This is a genomic window from Vibrio sp. Hal054, from assembly GCF_037162405.1.
GTDB lineage: Bacteria > Pseudomonadota > Gammaproteobacteria > Enterobacterales > Vibrionaceae > Vibrio > Vibrio diazotrophicus.
Window position 1 is genome coordinate 1830557 of sequence record NZ_JARLUT010000001.1, and the last position, 21964, is coordinate 1852520.

The 21964-nt window shown below is 43.0% G+C and carries 22 protein-coding genes and 1 pseudogene; 11 read left to right on the forward strand and 12 right to left on the reverse strand.

Annotated features, from left to right (window positions below):
• The first annotated feature begins 8 nt into the window (after nt 1-8).
• The 7 genes and pseudogenes from pspF to P4S58_RS08510 all read left to right on the forward strand — a co-directional run bounded on the left by pspF (nt 9) and on the right by P4S58_RS08510 (nt 7286).
• Nucleotides 9-1010: a phage shock protein operon transcriptional activator gene (gene pspF / locus P4S58_RS08480; RefSeq protein ID WP_337163595.1), complete on the forward strand. Its 1002-nt coding sequence runs from the start codon at nt 9-11 to the stop codon at nt 1008-1010.
• 260 nt (nt 1011-1270) lie between these two features.
• Nucleotides 1271-2893, forward strand: a complete 1623-nt coding sequence (gene sapA, locus P4S58_RS08485; RefSeq protein WP_337163597.1) for an ABC transporter substrate-binding protein SapA — start codon at nt 1271-1273, stop codon at nt 2891-2893.
• The gene (locus P4S58_RS08490) at nt 2893-3855 is read left to right on the forward strand and encodes an ABC transporter permease (protein ID WP_337163599.1); all 963 of its coding nucleotides are present in this window, start codon (nt 2893-2895) and stop codon (nt 3853-3855) included. The genes sapA and P4S58_RS08490 overlap by 1 nt, the downstream gene beginning before the upstream one ends.
• Nucleotides 3842-4729, forward strand: a complete 888-nt coding sequence (locus tag P4S58_RS08495; RefSeq protein WP_042482087.1) for an ABC transporter permease subunit — start codon at nt 3842-3844, stop codon at nt 4727-4729. Before P4S58_RS08490 ends, P4S58_RS08495 begins: the two co-directional genes overlap by 14 nt.
• The gene (locus P4S58_RS08500; RefSeq protein WP_042482085.1) at nt 4729-5724 is read left to right on the forward strand and encodes a peptide ABC transporter ATP-binding protein; all 996 of its coding nucleotides are present in this window, start codon (nt 4729-4731) and stop codon (nt 5722-5724) included. The genes P4S58_RS08495 and P4S58_RS08500 overlap by 1 nt, the downstream gene beginning before the upstream one ends.
• Complete coding sequence (locus P4S58_RS08505; protein ID WP_042482082.1) at nt 5721-6509, forward strand: peptide ABC transporter ATP-binding protein; 789 nt, start codon at nt 5721-5723, stop codon at nt 6507-6509. Before P4S58_RS08500 ends, P4S58_RS08505 begins: the two co-directional genes overlap by 4 nt.
• A pseudogene (locus P4S58_RS08510) lies at nt 6497-7286 on the forward strand (DUF2927 domain-containing protein). The gene P4S58_RS08505 and the pseudogene P4S58_RS08510 overlap by 13 nt, the downstream one beginning before the upstream one ends.
• On the opposite strand, the gene P4S58_RS08515 reads toward P4S58_RS08510, so the two are convergent.
• Together P4S58_RS08515 and P4S58_RS08520 are read right to left on the reverse strand one after the other, a co-directional pair.
• Nucleotides 7287-7676: a DUF2750 domain-containing protein gene (locus P4S58_RS08515; protein WP_042482078.1), complete on the reverse strand. Its 390-nt coding sequence runs from the start codon at nt 7674-7676 to the stop codon at nt 7287-7289.
• 90 nt (nt 7677-7766) lie between these two features.
• The gene (locus tag P4S58_RS08520) at nt 7767-8672 is read right to left on the reverse strand and encodes a manganese-dependent inorganic pyrophosphatase (RefSeq protein ID WP_337163600.1); all 906 of its coding nucleotides are present in this window, start codon (nt 8670-8672) and stop codon (nt 7767-7769) included.
• A gap of 197 nt (nt 8673-8869) precedes the next feature.
• Between P4S58_RS08520 and P4S58_RS08525 the strand changes: the two genes are divergently transcribed.
• On the forward strand, nt 8870-9658 hold the full coding sequence (locus tag P4S58_RS08525) for an ABC transporter permease (protein ID WP_337163601.1): 789 nt from the start codon (nt 8870-8872) through the stop codon (nt 9656-9658).
• Between the two features lie 262 nt (nt 9659-9920).
• On the opposite strand, the gene focA is transcribed toward P4S58_RS08525, so the two are convergent.
• Entirely contained in the window at nt 9921-10763 is an 843-nt protein-coding gene (gene focA / locus P4S58_RS08530) for a formate transporter FocA (RefSeq protein WP_042482072.1), read from the reverse strand.
• Between the two features lie 337 nt (nt 10764-11100).
• Here focA and P4S58_RS08535 point away from each other — a divergent pair, with 337 nt between their 5' ends.
• A complete protein-coding gene (locus P4S58_RS08535) occupies nt 11101-11334 on the forward strand; it encodes a TIGR02647 family protein (RefSeq protein WP_042482070.1) in 234 nt (77 codons plus the stop codon).
• A gap of 67 nt (nt 11335-11401) precedes the next feature.
• Here the strand turns inward: P4S58_RS08535 and P4S58_RS08540 are convergent, their stop codons facing one another.
• Nucleotides 11402-12721: a DNA repair protein gene (locus P4S58_RS08540; RefSeq protein ID WP_102953025.1), complete on the reverse strand. Its 1320-nt coding sequence runs from the start codon at nt 12719-12721 to the stop codon at nt 11402-11404.
• Nucleotides 12722-13107: 386 nt separating this feature from the next.
• Here P4S58_RS08540 and P4S58_RS08545 point away from each other — a divergent pair, with 386 nt between their 5' ends.
• On the forward strand, nt 13108-13383 hold the full coding sequence (locus tag P4S58_RS08545) for a hypothetical protein (RefSeq protein WP_146029330.1): 276 nt from the start codon (nt 13108-13110) through the stop codon (nt 13381-13383).
• A gap of 46 nt (nt 13384-13429) precedes the next feature.
• A complete protein-coding gene (locus P4S58_RS08550; protein WP_042482066.1) occupies nt 13430-13708 on the forward strand; it encodes a hypothetical protein in 279 nt (92 codons plus the stop codon).
• Nucleotides 13709-13786: 78 nt separating this feature from the next.
• Here P4S58_RS08550 and citG read toward each other — a convergent pair whose 3' ends face one another.
• From citG to P4S58_RS08590, 8 genes are all read right to left on the reverse strand, one after another.
• Nucleotides 13787-14719 (reverse strand): triphosphoribosyl-dephospho-CoA synthase CitG, encoded by a 933-nt coding sequence (citG, locus tag P4S58_RS08555; RefSeq protein WP_337163606.1) that lies wholly within the window; start codon nt 14717-14719, stop codon nt 13787-13789.
• Nucleotides 14706-15227 (reverse strand): citrate lyase holo-[acyl-carrier protein] synthase, encoded by a 522-nt coding sequence (citX, locus tag P4S58_RS08560; RefSeq protein WP_042482063.1) that lies wholly within the window; start codon nt 15225-15227, stop codon nt 14706-14708. The genes citG and citX overlap by 14 nt, the downstream gene beginning before the upstream one ends.
• Nucleotides 15228-15230: 3 nt before the next feature.
• Nucleotides 15231-16700 (reverse strand): citrate lyase subunit alpha, encoded by a 1470-nt coding sequence (citF, locus tag P4S58_RS08565; protein WP_102953150.1) that lies wholly within the window; start codon nt 16698-16700, stop codon nt 15231-15233.
• A 72-nt stretch (nt 16701-16772) separates the two neighbouring features.
• Nucleotides 16773-17648, reverse strand: a complete 876-nt coding sequence (gene citE, locus P4S58_RS08570) for a citrate (pro-3S)-lyase subunit beta (RefSeq protein ID WP_042482061.1) — start codon at nt 17646-17648, stop codon at nt 16773-16775.
• Complete coding sequence (gene citD / locus P4S58_RS08575; RefSeq protein WP_042482059.1) at nt 17645-17941, reverse strand: citrate lyase acyl carrier protein; 297 nt, start codon at nt 17939-17941, stop codon at nt 17645-17647. Before citD ends, citE begins: the two co-directional genes overlap by 4 nt.
• 239 nt (nt 17942-18180) lie before the next feature.
• Nucleotides 18181-18873, reverse strand: coding sequence for a response regulator (locus P4S58_RS08580; RefSeq protein WP_042482057.1), 693 nt, complete (start codon nt 18871-18873; stop codon nt 18181-18183).
• On the reverse strand, nt 18870-20489 hold the full coding sequence (locus tag P4S58_RS08585) for an ATP-binding protein (RefSeq protein WP_146029083.1): 1620 nt from the start codon (nt 20487-20489) through the stop codon (nt 18870-18872). Before P4S58_RS08585 ends, P4S58_RS08580 begins: the two co-directional genes overlap by 4 nt.
• Nucleotides 20490-20655: 166 nt before the next feature.
• Nucleotides 20656-21957 (reverse strand): sodium ion-translocating decarboxylase subunit beta, encoded by a 1302-nt coding sequence (locus P4S58_RS08590; RefSeq protein WP_337163609.1) that lies wholly within the window; start codon nt 21955-21957, stop codon nt 20656-20658.
• Nucleotides 21958-21964 lie beyond the last annotated feature (7 nt).

Sequence of the window (21964 nt, forward strand, 5' to 3'; positions counted from 1 at the left end):
AGATAACTGTGCAACAAAATTTAATTGGGGAATCCCCAGCGTTTCACGCCGTTCTGGATAAAGTCTCTCGTTTAGCACCGATTGAGCGTCCCGTTCTTATCGTTGGCGAGCGCGGTACAGGTAAAGAACTTATCGCCCAGCGTTTGCACTATCTTTCAAAACGTTGGGACCAACCGTTAATCTCACTTAACTGTTCAACACTTAGCGAAGGCTTAATCGATTCCGAGCTTTTCGGCCACGAGTCTGGCTCGTTCACGGGTTCGAAAGGCAGGCACCAAGGTCGCTTTGAACGCGCTGAAGGCGGTACGTTGTTTCTTGACGAACTCGCCACTGCACCATTGTCGGTACAGGAAAAATTGTTGCGGGTCATCGAATACGGACAATATGAACGTGTCGGCGGTAGTCAAGCCCTAAACGCCAATGTACGCTTAGTGTGTGCGACCAATGCAGACTTACCAAAGCTTGCCCAAGAGGGCGATTTTAGAGCTGACCTGCTCGATAGGTTAGCATTTGATGTTATTCACCTTCCGCCGCTTCGGGAGCGCAAAGAAGACATTGGCCTACTCGCTGAGTATTTCGCTATTCGTATGTGCCGAGAACTCGAACTGCCTTTCTTTGCTGGCTTTACACCTCGAGCAATACAAAGTCTTACGGAATATCCATGGCCCGGCAATATTCGAGAGCTTAAAAACGTGGTAGAACGAGTTGTATATCAACACGATACTGCTGACTCCCCTATCGATTCATTGATTTTTGATCCGTTCCAAAAACATTGGCAAGAAGAAACTCAAGAACCTTCTGCGACACTCAACAAGCAAGAAGAAAACCAAGCTGAGCTTGCATTCCCGATGGATTTCAAACAGTGGCAGGAACAACAAGATAAATATGTCATTAATGAATCGCTGAAATTTGCCAAATTTAATCAAAGACAAGCCGCTAAGTCGCTCGGATTAAGCTATCATCAATTTCGAGGGCTGATGAGAAAGTATCAACTCACAAAAAATGAATAACCCTATATTTTCTACGTAGAATAACTATGTATTCAAATCAGTGCCTTGCCTAAGAGGGAATTAATTCTCGCTGAACAAGCATCGTGAGGTTACTTGGGTATACGCAGTAACCTTTTTCTTGGTTTAACACCCGAAAGAATGGTAAATTAGCAGGATTTTGAGGCAAACGTGATTGCTACTTTTAGCGCTTATCGACAACAGATCGCTTTCTACTTTAATGGAATAGTTACTTTGCTTCGTTTCCCACACTGTTTTTCTATATGAACACTTTATTACGAATCACGCTCGGATTATGCGGACTAAGCCTTCTTGCTGGCTGTGGAGAAGAAATTGATCATACAAAAATCCGCCAAAGCGGTTTTGTTTATTGTGGTCAAGGCAGCCCTAGTACCTTTAATCCTCAATTAGTCGATAGTGGTATTACTTCTGAAGCATTAAGTCCGCAGTTGTACGATACGCTGTTGAAGCTTGATCCGGATACACACGCTCCCATCCCAAACATTGCGACGAAATGGCAAGTCAGCGAAGACGGGACAGAATATACGTTTAGTTTACATACTGGTGTTAATTTCCATACTACTTCTTGGTTCACCCCTACTCGTACAATGAATGCCAAAGATGTAGTCTTCAGCTTTAAGCGCATCATTGATCCGACGCATCCTTACCACTACGTAAGCAATGGCAACTATCCTTGGTTTGCAGGTATTAACTTTCGCAGTCTTTTGAAAAGTGTCACCGCCGTTGATGACCAAACAGTAAAGTTCACTCTTAGCCGTCCTGACAATAGCTTTTTATCAAACATTTCAACCACTCATGCGGTTATTTTGTCAGAAGAATATGGGCAGCAACTGCAGATTAAAGACGAAAAACACAATATCGACGATTTTCCAGTTGGTACCGGACCTTTCCTCCTTGATGAGTTTAAAGTCAACGATTTAGTTCGTTTGCGTCGCCATGATGGATATTGGAATAGCCCTGCTATTATGAAGCAGGTGGTGTTCGATATTTCACAACGTGGTACAGGCACGTTAGCCAAACTTCTACGTAACGAATGTGATGTGTTGAGCTTCCCAATTTCCAGCCAAATACCTGTTATTCAAAAGCAAGGCAATATCGATCTTTCGATTAAGCCAGCGATGAACGTGGCTTTTATTGCTGTTAACACCTCGCATCCAGCGCTGAATGATGTACGTGTGCGTAAGGCGTTAAACTTTGCTATCAACCGTCAAAACATCCTTGATTCTGTGTATTACGGCACTGGCAGTATTGCTTACAACATTTTGCCACCAAGTTCATGGGCTTATCAGAAAGACGATATCCAAATCCGTTATGACCGTAATTACGCGCTTGGTTTGTTAAGAGATGCTGGTTATGCCAATGGCCTTGAATTGTCGATGTCTGTGCCAATTGAGCCTCGTTCTTATAACCCGAGCCCCCGTAAAATGGCAGAAATGATTCAGTCGAATCTTGCGGACGTTGGCGTCACTCTACACCTGATTACTGAAAGTAATGTCAACCGTTCTCAGTTGGCGGAGAAGAGTCACATTGACCTGTTTCTAAGAGGCTGGACAGGTGATACCGGTGACCCAGATAATTTCTTGCGCCCACTGCTTTCATGTGGAGCAAACCGTGCAGGGCTTAATGCGTCTATGTGGTGTAACAGTGATTTCGATTTCTTACTCGATTTGGCGTTAGAAGTTGATCGACCTCGATATCGACTCAATCTTTATAAACAGGCACAAACCATTTTGAACCAAGAGTTTCCTGTCATTCCGATTGCGCACGGAATGCAATTTAAAGCATATAACAAAACGTTAACTGGTTTTCGTTTAAGCCCGTTCAGTGTAGAACCGTTTAATAACGTGAAGAGGATTACCGAATAATGTTTATCTATACGGTACGTCGCTTCAACCTGTTTATCATCACTCTACTGATCCTGACTTTGGTGGGTTACAGCCTGATGCGTCTTGAACCCCAATCGCCTTGGGCAATTCAGGATTTCTGGCACGGTTGGTGGATGTATTTAGGCGAGCTTTCTAAATTCAATTTCGGCACAACGAAGAGTGGTGTTGATATTGCCTCCGAGTTAGTTAAAGTCTTCCCGGCAACACTTGAACTATGTTTGATTGCCTTTTTACTTTCTCTCTTTATTGGTTTACCGATTGGTACCATTGCTGGTATGAAGCAAGGCAAGTGGATTGATACTGTTATCTCCTTTACTTCGATGATGGGTTACTCGGCTCCGCTGTATTGGATAGCACTGATGATGATCATGATCTTCTCGCTGCATTATGGCATGTTCCCTGTCTCAGGACGCTACGACCTATTGTATGAAGTAGAACCAGTTACTGGCTTTATTCTTATTGATGCGTTCTTCGCCAAAGGCGTTAATAGCGCCAACATCCTGCATAGCGTATTTCAACACATGATATTGCCTTGTTTTGTGCTGGCACTAGCTCCGACCACTCAGGTTATTCGCTTGATGCGTTCTTCTGTTGCAGATGTCATGTCCCAGAACTACGTCCGTGCAGCTCGAATTAAAGGTTTGTCCTATTACAAAATCATTACTCAACACGTATTGCGTAATGCGATTCCGCCTATTATTCCAAAATTCGGTGTTCAGCTATCGAGCATGCTGACTTTAGCTATCATCACTGAATCGATTTTCAACTGGCCAGGCATTGGTCGTTGGTTGCTTGATGCATTGTCAAACAAAGACTACATGTCTATTCAGGCGGGAGTAATTGCTGTGGGTTCTTTAGTATTAACCGCGAATATCCTATCGGATTTGATCGGCGCGATGATCAACCCTCTGGTGAGAAAGGAATGGTATGCTAACAAATAATATTTATCAGGAAGAGCACATTCCCACTCAGTTTGAACGTTTTTGGCGTAGCTACAGAGCCAATAGCCTCGCTATGTTTGGACTCTGGAGCTTGGGTTTAATTATCCTCATCACGCTCATCTCTCCTTGGTTAATGCCTCATGATCCGCACGGTCAAAGTGGCCACCTTTTAATGCCACCTTCTTGGGACCCGTCAGGTTCAGTTGAGTATTTCCTAGGCACAGATGACTTAGGTCGCGATATCTTGTCACGTCTTATTGACGGTTCTCAGCTCACTTTTGGTGCTTCGGTCATCATTACCTTTATTGCTGCATTTGTTGGCTGCCTTATCGGTATCCTTGCGGGAATGACGAAAGGCCTGCTGTCCAGTATTCTGAACCACCTGCTAGACACAGTAATGTCAATCCCATCACTGCTGCTGGCGATTATTTTCGTTGCTTTCCTTGGCTTTGGTGAGTTCAACGTATTGCTGGCTATCTGTCTCGCTCTGATTCCAAGGTTCGTACGTTCCGTTTATATCGCCGTGCACAGTGAAGTAGAGAAAGATTACATCATGGCAGCCCGTCTTGATGGCGCGAGCGACGTGTACCTGTTATGGCATTCAATTTTGCCCAATACGCTGCCAATGCTTGCTCAAGAAGTTACTATGGCGCTGTCTATTGCTATTCTTGATATAACAGCATTAGGTTTCTTGGGCCTTGGAGCACAAGCGCCAAGTACTGAATGGGGTGCTATTCTGGGTGACTCTGTAGAACTTATCTACCTTGCGCCTTGGACAGTGACCCTACCCGGCCTCGCGATCATGTATACCGTCGTAATGATCAACCTTGTCGGTGAAGGCGCACGCCAAGCATTAAATGCAGGAGTCGAATAATGCCATTATTAGATATTCGTCATCTGACTATTGAAATTGATACCCCACAAGGCCTCGTTAAAGCGGTAGACCGCATGAGCCTCACCCTTAACGAAGGTGAAATTCGTGGCCTAGTGGGAGAATCCGGCTCTGGTAAGAGTTTGGTCGCGAAAGCGATTGTCGGTGTTTGTAAAGACAACTGGCGAATTACCGCAGACCGCATGCGTCTGGGGAATATTGATTTACTGCAACTGACACCACGAGAAAGACGTCGTGTCATTGCCCGCGATATAGCGATGATTTTTCAAGAGCCATCAACCTGTCTGGACCCTTCTGAAGAGGTGGGCAAGCAGTTGATAGAATCTATCCCGACACGCACATTTGAAGGCAAATGGTGGCAACGCTTCACTTGGCGTCACAAGCAAGCAGTTGCGTTGCTGCACAAAGTAGGCATCAAAGATCATAAGCGTCTGATGGGAAGCTACCCATATGAACTGACCGATGGTGAATGTCAAAAAGTTATGATCGCGATGGCGATTGCCGCCAAACCTAAGCTGCTTATTGCGGATGAACCAACCAACGACTTAGACCCAATCACGCAGTCGCAGATTTTGCGTTTATTGAGTCGTATGAATCAGGTCAACAATACCTCGATTCTGCTTGTTGGCCATGACTTAACCACTATTACTCAATGGGCGAATCGCATTACCGTAATGTACTGTGGTCAATCGGTCGAGTCTGCTGATACCAACAAAATTCTCACTGAGCCAAAACACCCTTATACATCAGCATTGCTAAAAGCGATGCCGGATTTCAGTGACTGGATTCCGCATAAACAGAAGCTGCATTCTCTGCCCGGTTCCATTCCTCCGTTGCAGCATTTACCAATTGGCTGTCGTTTGGGTCCTCGCTGCCCATACGCAAAGAAACAATGTGTTGAAGTACCGAGAAGTCAGATCATTAAGAACCATAAGTTTGCCTGTCACTTCCCTCTTAACGTAGAGCAAAAATCATGAGCGTTTCACTATTAGAAGTCAGTGACCTTAAAAAGAACTTTGTAACGCGCTCTGGTCTTTTCCGTAAGAAAGTACAAGAAGCGGTTAAACCTGTCAGTTTCACTCTTGAAGCGGGTCAAACCATCGGCTTTATCGGGCAAAATGGTTCCGGTAAATCCACTCTTGCACGTATGCTGGCGGGAATGATTGAACCGACAGGTGGAGAAATTCGCGTTAACGGCGAATTGCTGGAGCACAAAGATTATTCAACACGCTGTAAGCTGATACGAATGATCTTCCAAGACCCGAACACGTCGCTCAACCCTCGTATCCAAATAGGTCGCATTTTGGAAGGCCCGCTAAAGCGGAATACCAGTATGCCACCGGAAGCGCGAGAAAAACGCGTCAAAGAGACATTGCTCCGAGTTGGCTTACTGCCGGAGCACGCCTACTTTTATCCGCAGATGCTAGCAACAGGTCAGAAGCAACGGGTGTGTCTTGCGCGAGCTCTGATCTTGCAGCCTTCTATCATCATCGCGGATGAAGCTTTGAATGGTTTGGATATGGCTATGCGATCTCAGATCATCAACTTGTTCTTAGAGCTGCAAGAAGAGATGGGTGTATCGTTTATCTACGTATCACAACATATCGGTGTGATTAAACACATCACAGATAAAGTGATGGTCATGCACGAAGGCGAAGTGGTTGAATCCGGAAATACGCTGGAGGTGTTGTCTGAACCACAGCACCCTATTACTCAACGTATGATTGAGAGCCATTTCAATAAGGCACCATGCTTCAAATAGGCCGAGTTTATATCGTCTTATCGTCTCTTCTGGTGCTGCTCGTCAGCACCAAAGTTATTGCTCAGAATAACTGGCAAGACACTTCATTCGTAGAACGGGCCTTTATTCATGTGGCTCTGAGAAATGAGTATTCAGCGGGTAAGAAACCATTAGTAAAGTGGCAACAACCCATCAAAATCTGGATTCAGCATAAAGTCGGTGATCAAGCCTTGCATGACGAGCTGGCCGATGCGCATATCAAACATCTTAATCAAATCATTGGCCACCCTATCTACCGAGTACAAACACGCCAAGAAGCCAACGTAGTTTGGATTTTCACCCAACAGAAAAACTGGGGTGAAGATGTTGAGCGTGAGATGGGTAAAGAGTCTGCCAAACATATGTTTGGCGCCGTATGCCAAGCTGGCTACAAAACAAACCCGAAGACCCATGAGATTATCTCTGCAACTGTGGTCATCCCTGTAGACCAAGCACGCAGCCACGGAAAACTCCTAGCTTGTATTGTCGAGGAAATTACGCAAACTCTAGGTTTGCCTAACGACTCTGAATTCGCCTACCCTTCGATTTTCAACGATAAAACACCCGAAGATTTGCTCTCACCTCTGGATATAGTTTTGCTGAAGTTACTCTATGAGCCAGAGTTAAAAACCGGTATGACCGAATCACAGGCTCGCCCTGTGCTCAGAAAATTAATAAAACAGTATCAACAAAAAAGGCCTGCTAAAGCAGGCCCTTAAAGAATCTCAGTCATCACCACTCTATCAGTGGTTTCGCTAATTAGCGACGAGCGTTCTGCTTGTCGAGTTCAAAATCAAACTCGTCAGGAAACAGCACAACACCCTCTTCGTTTTCGTTTGGAAAAACAACCACTGACAAGTCATCTTGTTCTAGGCCGCTTGTCCAACGACTGCGCCATTTGTTGTATGAAATCGCTTCGGCTTCACACTCACTCCATTCGCCAGTTGCCCAAGCTTCAGCAAACTCACGATTTGGCCATACTGGCACGCAATCGTCATCTTCAGTATTGAGCATCACACAACCGTGTTCGTCTTTTAGAATCCACACTTGCTGATTCGCTACAATTTCCTTAATGCAGTATTTAAAGCGCTGCTCTTGGTCGTACTGATTAATTGTCGCGATTTGTTCCGCGGTTAACGCATTGGACATATTAGCCTCCAAACAAAACGCCCACAGCAGTTTCTAAGCTATGGGCGTTAAAACCTTTATTAGGCTGGGCATCATACCCGAAATCAGCGATTAAGCTAGCTCAGCCTGTAGCCAAGGCCAGCCTTGCTTCTTACGGCTTAGAGTATTTTCCATCATCAATACTCCGTCTGACAGATGCTTCGCCAGTTTCTCTGACCACTCACCTTTAAACAACAAACGGGTTTGTGCTGTAGTGATGTCAGTCAGCATTAGAGCTGCAAACGCAAGGTTCTCTTGTTCGCAACGACGCTCCAAATCCGCTTCTAGCGCATCAATCATAGTGGCAACTTGCTCTAATGTCGCTAGTTCAATTTGACCAACGACAACATCACGGCCATTAAATGGGTAAGCTTTAAGGTCTTTCTCAACCAATTGAGCCGCAGATAAACCTTCAATGTCTGTTTTAGCAATCAGAAGAGCTTGGATAAATGCATCTAGATCTTCGATTTCAGCCAGAACAGCCAGTTCAGCAACTGCGTCTTTGTCTTTTTGAGTACAAGTAGGAGAAGCAAAACCAACCGTGTCTGAAAGAATCGCAGAGATCATAAGCGTTGCTGTTTGCTTGGTGATTGGAGCATTTTCCATTTTGAATAGGTTAAACAAAATAGTGCTAGTACAGCCTACAGGCCAAATCCATGCTTCCAGTGGATTCACTGTCATCACATCACCCAAACGGTGGTGATCGACAATACCTAGAATTTCTGCCTCATTTAAGTCATCAGGCGCTTGCGCTAAGTCGGTGTAGTCAACTAACCATACTTTTTCACCAGCTACACTAGTACGTAATTCAGGCTGTTCAGCGCCTGCGGTAGTCAAGATGTGCTGAGTTTCACGGTTGATTTCGCCTTGGCGTACCGCTTTCGCTTCTAAACCACGTGCTTTCAACAGTTCGGCAGCCACTAATGCGCTACAAATACTATCACTGTCTGGATTCTTATGACCGACTACTAAAATCATCATTGTTCCTATTATTCTGACCCTTGAGGGTAAACAACACATAAAGATGAGTACTGTACTTATTTTGCGGAACTCTTCATGGAGCTAAATCAATAAAGAGTGACTAACTCATCGATTTTTTGCTTGTTGGAATTGAGGGTTAAGTAATAATTGGCAAAAGGATTTCAAAGAATAACAACGATTAAACGGGAGAAAACGTGAATAGCACGCTTGATATCGCATGGTGGCAATTAGCCCTTTTTAGTTCAGTGCTCATCATTCCCGTTATGGTGAGTAGAATTTATCAACTGGGTATTAGTAAAGAGATCTTCATTTCCGTAGGTCGAATGACCGTACAACTGATACTCGTCGGTATGTATCTGGAATATCTGTTTAAGTTCAACAGTATTTGGGTCAATCTTGTTTGGCTCTCTTTAATGATACTTGTCGGAGCCAGTTCTATCGTTTCAAAAACTCGCCTGCCGACGAACAAGCTACTTGTGCCGATTGTTTTGGGTTTAGCGGCAGGGCTGTTTCCTATCGTGATCATTCTCTGTTTCGGCATTGTTCAACCATCACCTTGGTATAGCGCGCAGTATCTGATCCCGTTAGCCGGAATGCTTTTAGGAAATAGTCTCAGCGGAAACATCGTTGCTTTACAGAACTTATTCACCGCTTTTGAAGAACGAAAAAGTGAATACGAAGCCGCAATCTCATTAGGTGCATCGCCTCAATATGCTTCGCGGGATTTTGTGAGAAATGCGCTACGGAAAGCCAATGCTCCCATCCTTGCTTCAATGGCAACGACGGGCTTAGTGACACTACCGGGTATGATGACGGGACAAATCCTGGGTGGGGCTTCTCCCCTTGTCGCAATCAAATATCAATTGATGATCATGATTGCCATATTTGTAATGATGACAATTTCTCTCACTTTATCTATTCATTTAACGTTAAAGGCTACTTTTACTAAAGAAGGTCGAGTAAATGTGACATTTCGTGACTAGAAATTGATATTTAGTACAAAATATCACCTTTATGTAACAACCTAAAATAGTGCATTTGTCGCACGTAATTTGTGCACAATTGTCGAAAAAATCATTCAGTTGCGTTTACACACGGTATTTAAAACAGGTTATCCACAGAAATTGTGGATAAGGTGAATAACGAGTTTTGTTGCGCAACAAAAGCTTGAGATAGAAATCATGAAAAAAGCGGCATTTCTGCCGCTTTTCTTATTTGAATAACTGTCAATGTCAGTGATGCAGCCTAGTCTTTTAGATAGATCAACCAGTACCACATACCAACGAACACACCACCACCAACAACGTTACCCAGTGTTACCGGAATTAGGTTATTGATGATGAAGTCCATCATGTTGAGGTCAGCGTAGTCTGCAATATTCGCCCCTGTCATCTGCCAAAAAGCTTCCGGAGCGAAATTCTTAATCCCAATCGCCATCGGTACTTGGAACATGTTGGCAATACAGTGTTCAAAACCCGAAGATACAAACATAGCAACAGGTAGTACCAACACCATGACCTTATCTGTCAGTGATCGGGCGCTGAACGTCATCCATACCGCTAGACAAACAAGAATGTTACACATCAACCCCAAAGAAAATGCCTGAATAAAAGTATGGTGGAGTTTATGTTGTGAGATAGCCATGGCATTTAGACCAAGTTGACCACCGTCTTCCATGTATTGGCGTGTGGACAACATAATAGCGACTAATAAAACAGAACCTGCGAGGTTACCCAGATAAACAACTGTCCAGTTTTTCATCAACTGGCGCCATGAGATTTTCCCGCTGGCTTTTGCAACCAAAGTAAGGACTGTACTGGTAAAAAGCTCACCGCCTGTAATGACCACAAGAATAAGGCCTAAGCTAAACGCTATACCGCCCAATAATTTCGTAACGCCATAAGGTAGATCGTGAGCGCCAGTTGTCACTACGGTGTAAAACACAAATGCAATACCAATATGAATACCCGCAGAAATGGCTAGAAGAAAAGATTTGTATGCGGCTTTGGTTGCTTTACCAACCCCAGTCTCAGCGGCACGTTCAGCCATTTGAGGTGGGAGCAACGAATCGAATTGACTATGTTCCATAATTAAAAAGTTACATTTTGATACAATGAGAGCTCGCGATAATCGCTCCAAAACCACGAATATTCAAGGGCTATTTTTACGTTAACTAAAAATGTTTATTTCGGGAGCAATTCGAAAGACCTAATTAACAAATTAAATTCTGTTTAAGAATAAAAAACAGAATTTTAATAACACTGAGTAATTTATTGAAGCCTTATGCGACAAAGGTTGTGAAGATTTTGTTATGTGTAAAAAACGCCCATATTGGTTCTAGATAACACTTCTGTTTTGAGGTTATTGCGTCTTTTTAAGGCTGAGCCTATTGTGAAACTAACTTAACGAGTAAGAAGGGTGTGTAATGAAATTTTCCCAACAACACTTAGATGAATTAAATCTTCTTGTCCAATTTGACATCAGCAGTGCTGCAACGGGTATTAAGGTACATAGCGAGGCGGGAGAAGCCATACAAGCTGCCGCAAAACGACTCTATGATAAAGGGCTATGCACATTGCCTGACGGTGGATACCTAACTGATGAAGGTATCGAAATGGCTGAAAACGCTGATCGTATTTTAAGAGTACTAACTGCATAAACATCCTTAAGACAATAAAGAAAGAGCGCCAATGGCGCTCTTTTTGTTTTTACTGATCTAAGTCCAGTTAGCTTGCATCACTTTGTGCCGCACTCTCGATCTGCAAGGCAGAGGGTTCACTTAACGAAGTGTTTTCTACTGGCGTTGAAGTACTTACGGGAACTTCAACTTCGCTTGCTGTTTTGTTTTCTGGCGTAACCTGAAGTTGTTTTAAAGAAGCCACCAACTCATCCATACGGCGAATATACTGCTCATCACGCGTTTTCTGTTGCTGAAGTTGCTGCTCTCTGGCTGAGGCTTGTGCAAGAGCCTCAACTTGCTTCTTGTTGTCCGCTTCTAACGTCTCGACTTTGAGCGTTAACGCACTTAACTGTTCTTTTAGGGCATTGGTTTTGTCAGCAGCAACGAGACCTTCTACGCTGGTCAGTATGCGTTCTGCCTGTTCACGCAACATAGTGTCACGATAGTCTGAACCGTCGATTTTCTGAGAGATAGCAAACAAGTTGTTTTCCATTTCCAGCACTATAGGCTCGAACTTGTTGTCTTCAATAGCTGCCAACAATTTTACCTGATGCGCCACTTGAGCGACGTGTTTTAATTCGAACTCCACTCGCTTAACAGCATTTTGAACACTTTGCGTATCTCTTGGGTTAGTAGAAACGACATTCGTCGCTAGAGTAATCTCTCCTTCTACTCGGTCAAAAGTTAACGGAGCAACGCGAGACAATCCTTCTTTCTTAAGTACTGCTGCTTGCTTCTCTAAAGGTTCGATATAGATTTTGTGGTTAACCTTAACCTCTAGTAGCTTCGCTTTAGCTAGGAATTTCACTTGTTTTTCCTGCGCCGACTCCAGCTTGTCATCACGTACATCGATAAACAAACTGCGATAGTCCGCATCTACTTTCTTGTAGTCAGAAGGGAAATAACTAACGGTTGCAATACTATCTAAATAAACCATTTGTGCGATTGCGTCGGCTAATGCGTTATCCGCTTTCAGCTTAAATCCCTGAAGCTCGCGATACGAGGTATCAACCTTAGCAATGTTCTCTTCAAAGACTTGTTTATAGCTCTTGCTTGAAAACAGCGAGTAGTCTTTTTTAATCAATGCAGGTTCAGATTCGATTTGTTTATAAACCTCTGTCGAACCTAACCATGCATCCGCTAGCTGGCGGAAATGGGTTGGTGAATACAAGGCTAAGTTATCGCTGTCTTTTAGTATTTCCAACCAACTTTGGTATACCTGATCGACCTCAGCAAACTGAGTTTCTACGGATTGTTCAACATGATTTGTTTCTTGGGTAAGAGAAACGGGTTCCGATGTACTTTGACATCCGGCAAGCGTAAAGACGACTACTGAAGCCAATAGTGTCATTCTAATATTTGTCATTGATTAGACCTTATTATTTTTACAACTGAATAGTGTCAACCTGCATCACTACCTTTACCTTAACGAAAGCAAGATGTCTTAAAGAAAAGACAGTGTGCTATGGCACTTTAATTCATAGACCAAAATAATAAAACACAAACTTTTCATAAATATAGATTACAGAATGAACACCTAAATTGGTGCCTGATAAAAAACAAATATCATCTATGCTGATGCCTTAGTTTCTACTAGCCAAACATCCTCGATAAAGCCCTCTTTTAGATTACCGCCATAAAATTTAAATATTCTTTAAAAACCACAAAAACATATGAATTTAATTGGAAACTGAAATGGTAATTAACGTTGTAATAGTGGCATACAGATTATTAGTCCAAGAGGATAAAATCATGTTAGTTTCACGGTTATCAGAAGAATTCATAACTCAAAAAGCAAAAGAAAACTGGCTCTCATATTGGAAATACTTTAGTAAAAGTAGCCACGAAAAATGCTCAGTACCTAACTGTGCCAAAAACCACAACCAAGCCATTTTTGTTGCTGACCCTAATGATCAGGAAGAGTCGATCTACGTGGTTCCGCTCTGCGCAGAGCACGGTAACAAAGAAAGCAGCCAATTAGAAATCCTAGACAACGTTGAACTTGTCCCTATCGGATTTACTTTATAGCGATTACCCATCAAATAATAAACGAAGTACTCCAAAGGATTACGATATGCTCGTGAACAATATATTAGATAGTGAATCAAATCTGATAAATGAATTCTCCGATTCAAAAAATAAGTTAAAAAATACATTTTGTGCAGAAGTAAATTGTACGAATAAATATACGCGTCAGGTTCTGGTTAAGAGCAAAAGCCCAAGCGATTCAAATAGCCAAGCTGACGATGTATTTCAGATACCTCTTTGCCAGCATCACTACGAAAACTTCCACAACCCAATTGAGCTGGAAAATGATATCGAAGTAGTTCCAATAGGTTTTGATCAACACTGATTTGATTGTAGGGAATTGTTGGTGGGCAATGGGAGATGTTTTCCATTGCCTTTTTTTATTGAATAGCTAATGCGTAGGTCAGCGGTTAAGTAAGTTTAGCTGCGCGATCAACCAAGTTGCAGCCAGCAAATCGGCGCTTCCGCCTGGGCTTAGATTTTTTTCTACCAGTTGTTTATCGTAATCCTGCATTCGCTGTTCAAAATCATCATCATGAATATTACAGCTTGCCAGCAGAGATTTAGACTGTGCTTTTACATATTCAAGTCCTTCAAGACCGCCTCGGTGAACCAAGTTTGAATCTTCATTGCACGACATGATCGTCAACAAGGTCTTAAACATCGCTTGCTCTTCAGACGAACCTTTATCGATTGCGAGTTCATAAGTTGGCAATGCGCAGTCGAAAATCATAGGGTAGCCGTTTGCTGCCTCCCCTCTTATTCCGGCTAATCCATAACGGCGGTATATTTGTTCTCCTGCCGTAACGGGAATTTTGTTTGAATGCTCAAGCTCATCGGTAACCAACTGAGCACAGCACTCTTTGATTACCGATTGAATTCGGGAAGATGCAAAGGTGGATTCTTTTCTATATAGCCAGCCAACTGCGCCACAAATCAAACCAAGCGTAAAAATCATACCTTTATGGGTATTTACACCTGCAGTCGCGGCGAACATTGCTCTCTCAGCTTCTATACCGATTTTTCGAAGGTTAGGAAGGAGATTTGCGGGCGAAGTGATGTATTGATCGTAGCCAGATTTAACAAACTTCAGCATGTAGGGGCGTAGGCTATTTGCACTTGCAATAAAGGTATCAATGTTCATATCGCTATGAGCGCCAGTGGATACACAGTCAACCAAGCCTGGTTTTGGCGTCAGATGAACTTCAAGCATCATCGCATGATAGGCCAAATTCCCCACCAGTTCGCAAATATTGAGTTCAAATGTCCCATAATCTGTTCTCTGATATAAACAACAGTCGCTCAAAAGCCAACGTAAAGAATTAGTGGTATTCATGAATAATCTCACTCAATTTGTCAATCAGGGCTGGAAGTGGATGAACTCGGTTACGAGCACATAATTTTGCGTCTTTGCCACAAATGAAACACCGTCTTCTTGCCAATCCGAGCTGGTCACGAGAAAGCACCACGCCTTGTGAATCAAAAACATCGATATCGAATAAACGACCTAACGGATGCGTATCTTCCACCTCAATCATCAGACGCTTTAACTGCTGAGGAGAAATGCCGCCAACCGCACTAATCGCTTCACAGCCACAATCATTGATGAACGACTGACTAATAAAACTCGAACAGCCAGAGTGCATGCATGCCTTTCTGATTTGTTCCTGACCAGCTTTAAATCCGATTTGAGATATTTGGTTTAGTTTGACACTGCCGGGCATGTTAATCGTAAAGCTCACGATGGGCAGAGAATGGGTCGAAACCCATTCTCTTTGCCGTTCAGCTCGAAGCTCTCGATTCTCTAAGACCTGCTCTAGGGTGATTGCTGGTCCTCGATACACGATTTACTCCTTAACCTGACGAATCACATCAATGACAGAACCGTCACGGTAACGAACATAACCAACGACTTTGTCTAAGTACTCAATCGGCTTTGGTTTGCCTGTTAACGACTCAGCTCGTTGCTGCAACTCATGGATATCGGTGGTCTGAATACCTGCGTTTACTAAACGAGCCTTAACTTCTTCTCTATTTGGATTTACAGCAATGCCATGGTCGGTGACCAATACGTCAATTTGTGTCCCTGGAGTCACAACATTCAATACCGAATGCACAACGGTTGGAATTCGACCACGAATTAGCGGAGCGACAACGATAGTCAAGTTTGCTGCCGCAGCAGTATCACTATGACCGCCAGAAGCGCCTCGGATTACACCGTCTGAACCAGTGATAACGTTGACGTTAAAGTCGGTATCAATTTCTAGCGCACTGAGGACGACAACATCCAATCGATCAACCATCGCACCTTTAGATGAAGGGTTTGCGTATTGATTAGCAGAGATTTCAATGTGATTGGGATTGCGAGCTAACGAATCAGCGGCAACGGAATCGAATGACTGCACATCAAGCAGTGTTTTAATCAACCCTTTTTCGTGCAGAGCAACCATAGTGGCCGTAATACCACCCAGGCCAAAATTCGCCGTGATATTACCTCTAACCATCTTATCTTCTAAAAAGCGTGTTACCGCTAGAGATGCACCGCCAGAACCGGTTTGCAAGTTGAAACCATCTTTGAAATAACCCGAATGCTCAATAACGTCAGCAGCTTTGCGAGCAATTAACAATTCGCGAGGATTGGTTGTCATACGCGTTGCATCACCGCCAATCTTAGAAGCGTCACCCACCTCTACCACTTTCACAATCGCATCGACTTGGTCTTGGGCGATTGACGCTGGAGTATTTGGGAAATCCACAAGAGACTCCGTAAGCACAACCGTCTTTCTCGCATACTGAGCATCAATTTGAGCATACCCAAGAGAACCACAACGAGACTGACCTTTTACAGCATTGGCATTACCAAACTCGTCGCTACTTGAGACACCGACAAACGCGACATCGATATTCAGTTCACCACTTTGAACTAAGTGAACACGTCCGCCATGGGAGTGAATATGAACAGGCTCAGCCAGCAGACCACGAGACACTTCTTCGGCCAATTGCCCACGCATTCCGGATGTGTATATTTTTTTCACTACGCCATTTTTAATATGTTCAACAAGCGGTGAATGAATATCAGAGAGTGAACTTGACGCTAAAGTGAGGTCTTTAAAGCCCATCGTAGCAATCACATTCATTACCATGTTGATGGTTTTGTCTCCTCCTCGAAATGAGTGGTGAAACGAAATAGTCATACCATCAGCAAGACCTACGCCTTTGATTGCCTCTTCTAAGGTTTCAAAGAGTTTACGACTTCTCTTGGTATCTCTGTTTAGTAGATAAGAAGTCAGTTGATGCGCACCAGAATATGGCAACAGTGTTGGACATGTCTCAACATCAATATCTAGTTCACGATCAATTGCATTAGTTATAGTTGTCATCATATTGCCCTACTGTCTGATTCCTGATTTCGCACGTTGTAGTGTCCACCGAGCACGCTCTATGATTGGTGCGTCGACCATCTTGCCGTTTAGTGACACAACGCCTGAGCCTTGGGCTTCTGCCTCTGCCGCCACTTCAATAACGGCATTTGCGTAATCAACTTCTTTTTGGGTTGGAGCAAAGATGTTGTGAATAATTTCGATTTGGCGAGGGTTAATCAGTGACTTACCGTCAAAGCCGAGAGATTTGATGTGCTCAGCTTCGTGAATGAAGCCTTCTTCATTGTTTGCATCGGAATAGACGGTATCAAATGCCATAATACCGGCAGCTCTTGCCGCTTGAAGAATAGAACATCGCGCAAACAAGAGTTCCACGCCTTCAGCCGTGCGTTGAGTTCTAAGGTCGCGAACATAGTCTTCTGCACCCAAAGCGATACCAATCAATCGACTGGATGCTTTTGCAATTTCGACTGCATTATTGATACCCATAGCAGATTCAATAGCAGCAAGCATTTTGGTACTGCCAATTTCACGACCAAACTCCATCTCAGCTTCCGTGATGAGTTCTTCCATATTGTGAACATCTTGAGCACTGTCCGTTTTAGCGAGACGCACAGCATTCACGCCTGCTTTCACCACCGCTTTTACATCGAGTGGACCAAAGTCAGTATCCAAACCGTTAACACGAACAATGGTTTCAATGTTCTTATACATAGGATGTTGAAGGGCATTGAAAACGAGCATTCTTGCCGTGTCTTTCTCACGAATTGAAACAGAGTCTTCCAAATCAAACATGATGGCGTCTGGATTATAGATAAAAGAGTTGCTCAACATCGCGGCATTAGAACCAGGGACAAACAACATACTTCTGCGTAATTTGCTCATTTCAATCTCCCCCAGACAATATCGCTGCCGGCGGTTGCTCGAATTACAGCGGCTTGAACTCTTGCTTTAATGACGCAATCTAAAGCACCTTTGTCGTTGATCTTGACCAACGCAGACTGAACCCCCATTTCTGACAAAGTGCTGATGACCGTATTTTTGATTAACTCTCCAAATTGCTTTTCAACGGAACTGGTAATTTCTATATCCAAACTCTTTGTGGCTGACGGGACTATTTCGACTAGTAAGTCGCTAGATTCCAATGTTCCAGCGTATGATCGCTGATTGATTATCATGTATGCACCTCATGAATCCCATTTCGGATGGCGGAAAATTGAATAAAGGCAAAGAATGCTCAATGCCGAATAACTAACGCCTATTCTCTTTGCTATCCGCTATGTTTTTGGCGATGCTAATCATGTTTAGTCGGAAGCTAAAAACCATTAATGATTTAAATGGTTTAAATTGTTCCGTTTGGTAGGAAACAAAAAAGCGGCTAAAGATATCCTTAGCCGCTTTTCAAATTAAGAAATGATTAATTAGACTTTACATAGACTCGTTCAGGACGGCCCACTCTGCCATGCTCATTTTCAGCATCTAAAAAACCATTAGCTGAACAATACTCTAAATAACGTCTTGCTGTTGTTTTACTTATTCCGACCTGTTCACCTAGTCTTTCAGCTGTATATTTAATCCCAGTATTTTCAATAAAAGTCTGTTTTATTTTATCTAAAGTCAATTCACCAATGCCCTTTGGTAACGTATTGGCAGACTTCTCTCTAGCCTGAATATTAAAAAGGTCATCGACGTGGCGCTGACTAATATTATCATAAGCATTCATTGCACTATGATATTGAACGTAGCGGTTTAATGTATCCTTTAAGCGAACATACGACACTGGTTTCAATAAATAATCAAAACATCCACAGTGCATTGCCTCTTTAACCGTTTCCATTTCGCTTGAAGCGGTGATCAATATAACATCAGGTTTTGAGTCAGACTTGTCTGCAACAATACTTCTTAATAAGTCGATGCCTAAACCATCAGGGAGAAAGTTGTCTAATATAATTAAGTTCGGTTTATTAACCTTCAGCATTGTTTTAGCCATGCTAATAGTATTTGCGATACCAACAGGTCTAAAACGCATCATCTGTCTTAAAAACTGAGCATGTAATTCAGCAATTCCAACTTCATCTTCAACGATTAAAACATCTATAGAGTCCATCATCGGTTACCGTTCTTAGGAATAAAAATAGAAAAAATAGTGCCCTTAGGCTCTGCGTTGTCGACCAAGATGACGCCACCCGCGTTAGTTACATAACGGTTAATCAGATACAGGCCAATACCATGACCTTTATCATCATTTTTACTTGTAACTCCTCGGTTGAAAATGGTCCCTGCTATTTCGGGATCAATACCGCAACCATTATCCCCAATTTCAATAACTAATTCTTTACCTGCATCTGTAATAAGTAACGTTATTACTTTATCGCTCTCAGGGTTTTTAAGCGTTGCTTCAAATGCGTTATCGATCAAGTTACCTATAATTGCAGATAATTCATCATCATCAATATTGTCCGGCAAATTATATAACTGACAGGTAGGATCAAACTGTAACTGAAGTCCCAGTTCTTGAGATCGAGCATATTTCCCAAGTAGAATTCCAGCCACTTGTTTGCATTTTATTCTTGAACGTATGAAATCAATAAGTTGTTGTTTCTTCGTATTTTCATTATTGATTAATGAGAGCGCTGATTCATATTCACCGATTTCAATCAACCCCGATATTGTTGATAGTTTGTTAGCATGTTCATGCCTCATCACTCTTAAATTATCTGTATATTGTTTGATTTGAGTCAATTCTGCCGTTAGCGAATTTATATCATTTTTATGTCTAAAACTAATGACCCAGCCAATTAACAAGTCTCTATCAAAGATAGCTACTCTATTAGCTATGAGTGTTTTCCCGTTAATAGATACGATCTCATCCTTTATATTTTCTTCATAAGGAGTTTGAAAAAAGAATTGGGTATGATTTAGGTATTCCAATATGCTTCTATTCTTTATTTCACTCACTTCTTTATCTGTTCCTAACAAATCGATCGCACTTTTATTAACCGCGAGAATCTTGCCAGTTTTATCGATAGCGATAATCCCTTCATAAACGGATTGAAGAATAGAGCGCTGTAAATAGAGTGCTAACGCAATTTCTGCTGGTTCCATTCCGTTCATTTTCTTTTTGATGTGACTGGAAAAAAGCCAGGCACCGATCAGCGTCAAAAGCAGAATAGCACCCAGCTCAAACGAAACCGGTTTGGCATAAAATACCAGCCATTGGTCAAATCGGTTAAACAGGTAACCAACTGAGACAACCCCAATAATTTCACCATCGAAGTCAACAATGGCACTTTTACCACGAACGCCATATCCCAAAGAGCCCTTGCTAACCGAAATATAGGATTCTCCGTTTTCCAATGCCGCCGCGTTATCCCCTCCTTGCATTGGTAAGCCAATCTTCTCCTTAACCGGATGAGATAATCGAGTGCCGTCATCATCGCCAATAACAATAAAGCTCGCGTCCGATATTTTCGTTAAGCGATTAATAATTCGCTCTATAGCAGGGATGTTTTTGATCCTCACTTCCTGAATTAAGTTCGGGTCGCTAGCAATTTCCTTTGCTTGAATTAACGCTCTTGTTCCAACTTGATGTTCCAACGTATCTAGTAAGGACTGATGAAAGTTCACACCCATGAAAATCATCTGAAGGCTCATAAGAGCAAAAATAAGAAGAAAAACTTTGACGCGAAAAGAAGCTCCAGTCTTCATCTTTTCCATCATATTCATACATTTATTTCCTTATTATTAAGTAGTGCGAACTTATAAAGTGCTCAATTCAGATACGAATGTTAGCCCGTTTCGCCAGCCAAGTTAGTAATGTGTATCAAAAGACAATAAAAACGCAGAGAGGGAGAACTCAGTCTCCCTCCTTAGTTATTGATTTTCGGAAATATTAACCAAGCACATATTTAATCATTACACCGGCGGCAACCGCTGATCCAATAACGCCCGCAACATTGGGACCCATTGCATGCATAAGCAGGAAGTTTTGCGAGTTCGCTTCTAAACCAAGTTTGTTTGAGACGCGAGCTGCCATTGGAACTGCTGAAACACCTGCGGATCCTATGAGTGGGTTAACTTTTTCAACACAAAGTCTGTTCATAAGTTTCGCCATCAATAGACCTGCTGCGGTTCCCACACAGAAAGCAACAATCCCCAGAGCCAATATGCCTAGTGTTTGTGGTTGTAAGAACTTATCTGCCATAAGTTTCGAACCCACAGACAACCCAAGGAAAATGGTCACAATGTTGATAAGTGCATTTTGTGCCGTGTCAGAAAGGCGCTCAACCACGCCGCATTCGCGCATCAAGTTACCAAAACAGAACATACCCATCAGTGGTGTCGCAGAAGGCAGCAACATTGCAATAAGAACCAGCAACATTAGCGGGAAGCATACTTTCTCGATCTTTCCGATTTTGCGCAGTTGCTTCATTTCGATTTTGCGTTCCGCTTCCGTAGTCAACGCACGCATGATTGGTGGCTGAATCATAGGAACCAGTGCCATATACGAATATGCCGCTACCGCTATTGCACCTAAGAGTTCAGGAGCGAGCAGGCTCGATACATAAATAGCCGTAGGTCCGTCTGCGCCACCGATGATGCCAATCGCTGCAGCTTGAGCTACTGTGAAATCCATTATACCCAACTGACTCAGTCCAAGAGCGCCTAATACCGTTGCAAAAATGCCGAATTGCGCGGCGGCACCCAGTAATAGAGTTTTAGGATTGGCCAGCAACGGACCGAAGTCTGTCATCGCGCCAACGCCCATAAATATCACTAAAGGCCCAACCCCAGACGCAATGGCGACATGGTAAAAGGTATACAACATGCCGTCAGAGTATTGATATTGCTCCGCAAGCAAACCCAAATGCATCTTTTGCTCAGGTGTAGCCATTTGCAATGCATGCTTAATAGCATCCGGTGTTGACTCAACAACGTTGAGTATCTGCGCGAATGCTTGCATTACATCTGCTTTACCTGCATGAATGGCGGTATCTACCGCATTAATGGCAAGATTCGCATCAGGCAAGTTTGAAAGAATGCCACCCAACCCGATAGGCACGAGCAACAATGGCTCGAAACCTTTCACGATTGCCAGATAGAGCAAAATCATACCAATGACGATCATCAGAAATTGGCCCCATTGCAGGTGTAGAATGCCAAAATCACTGATTAAGCCGATTACACTGTCCATTTCAGAT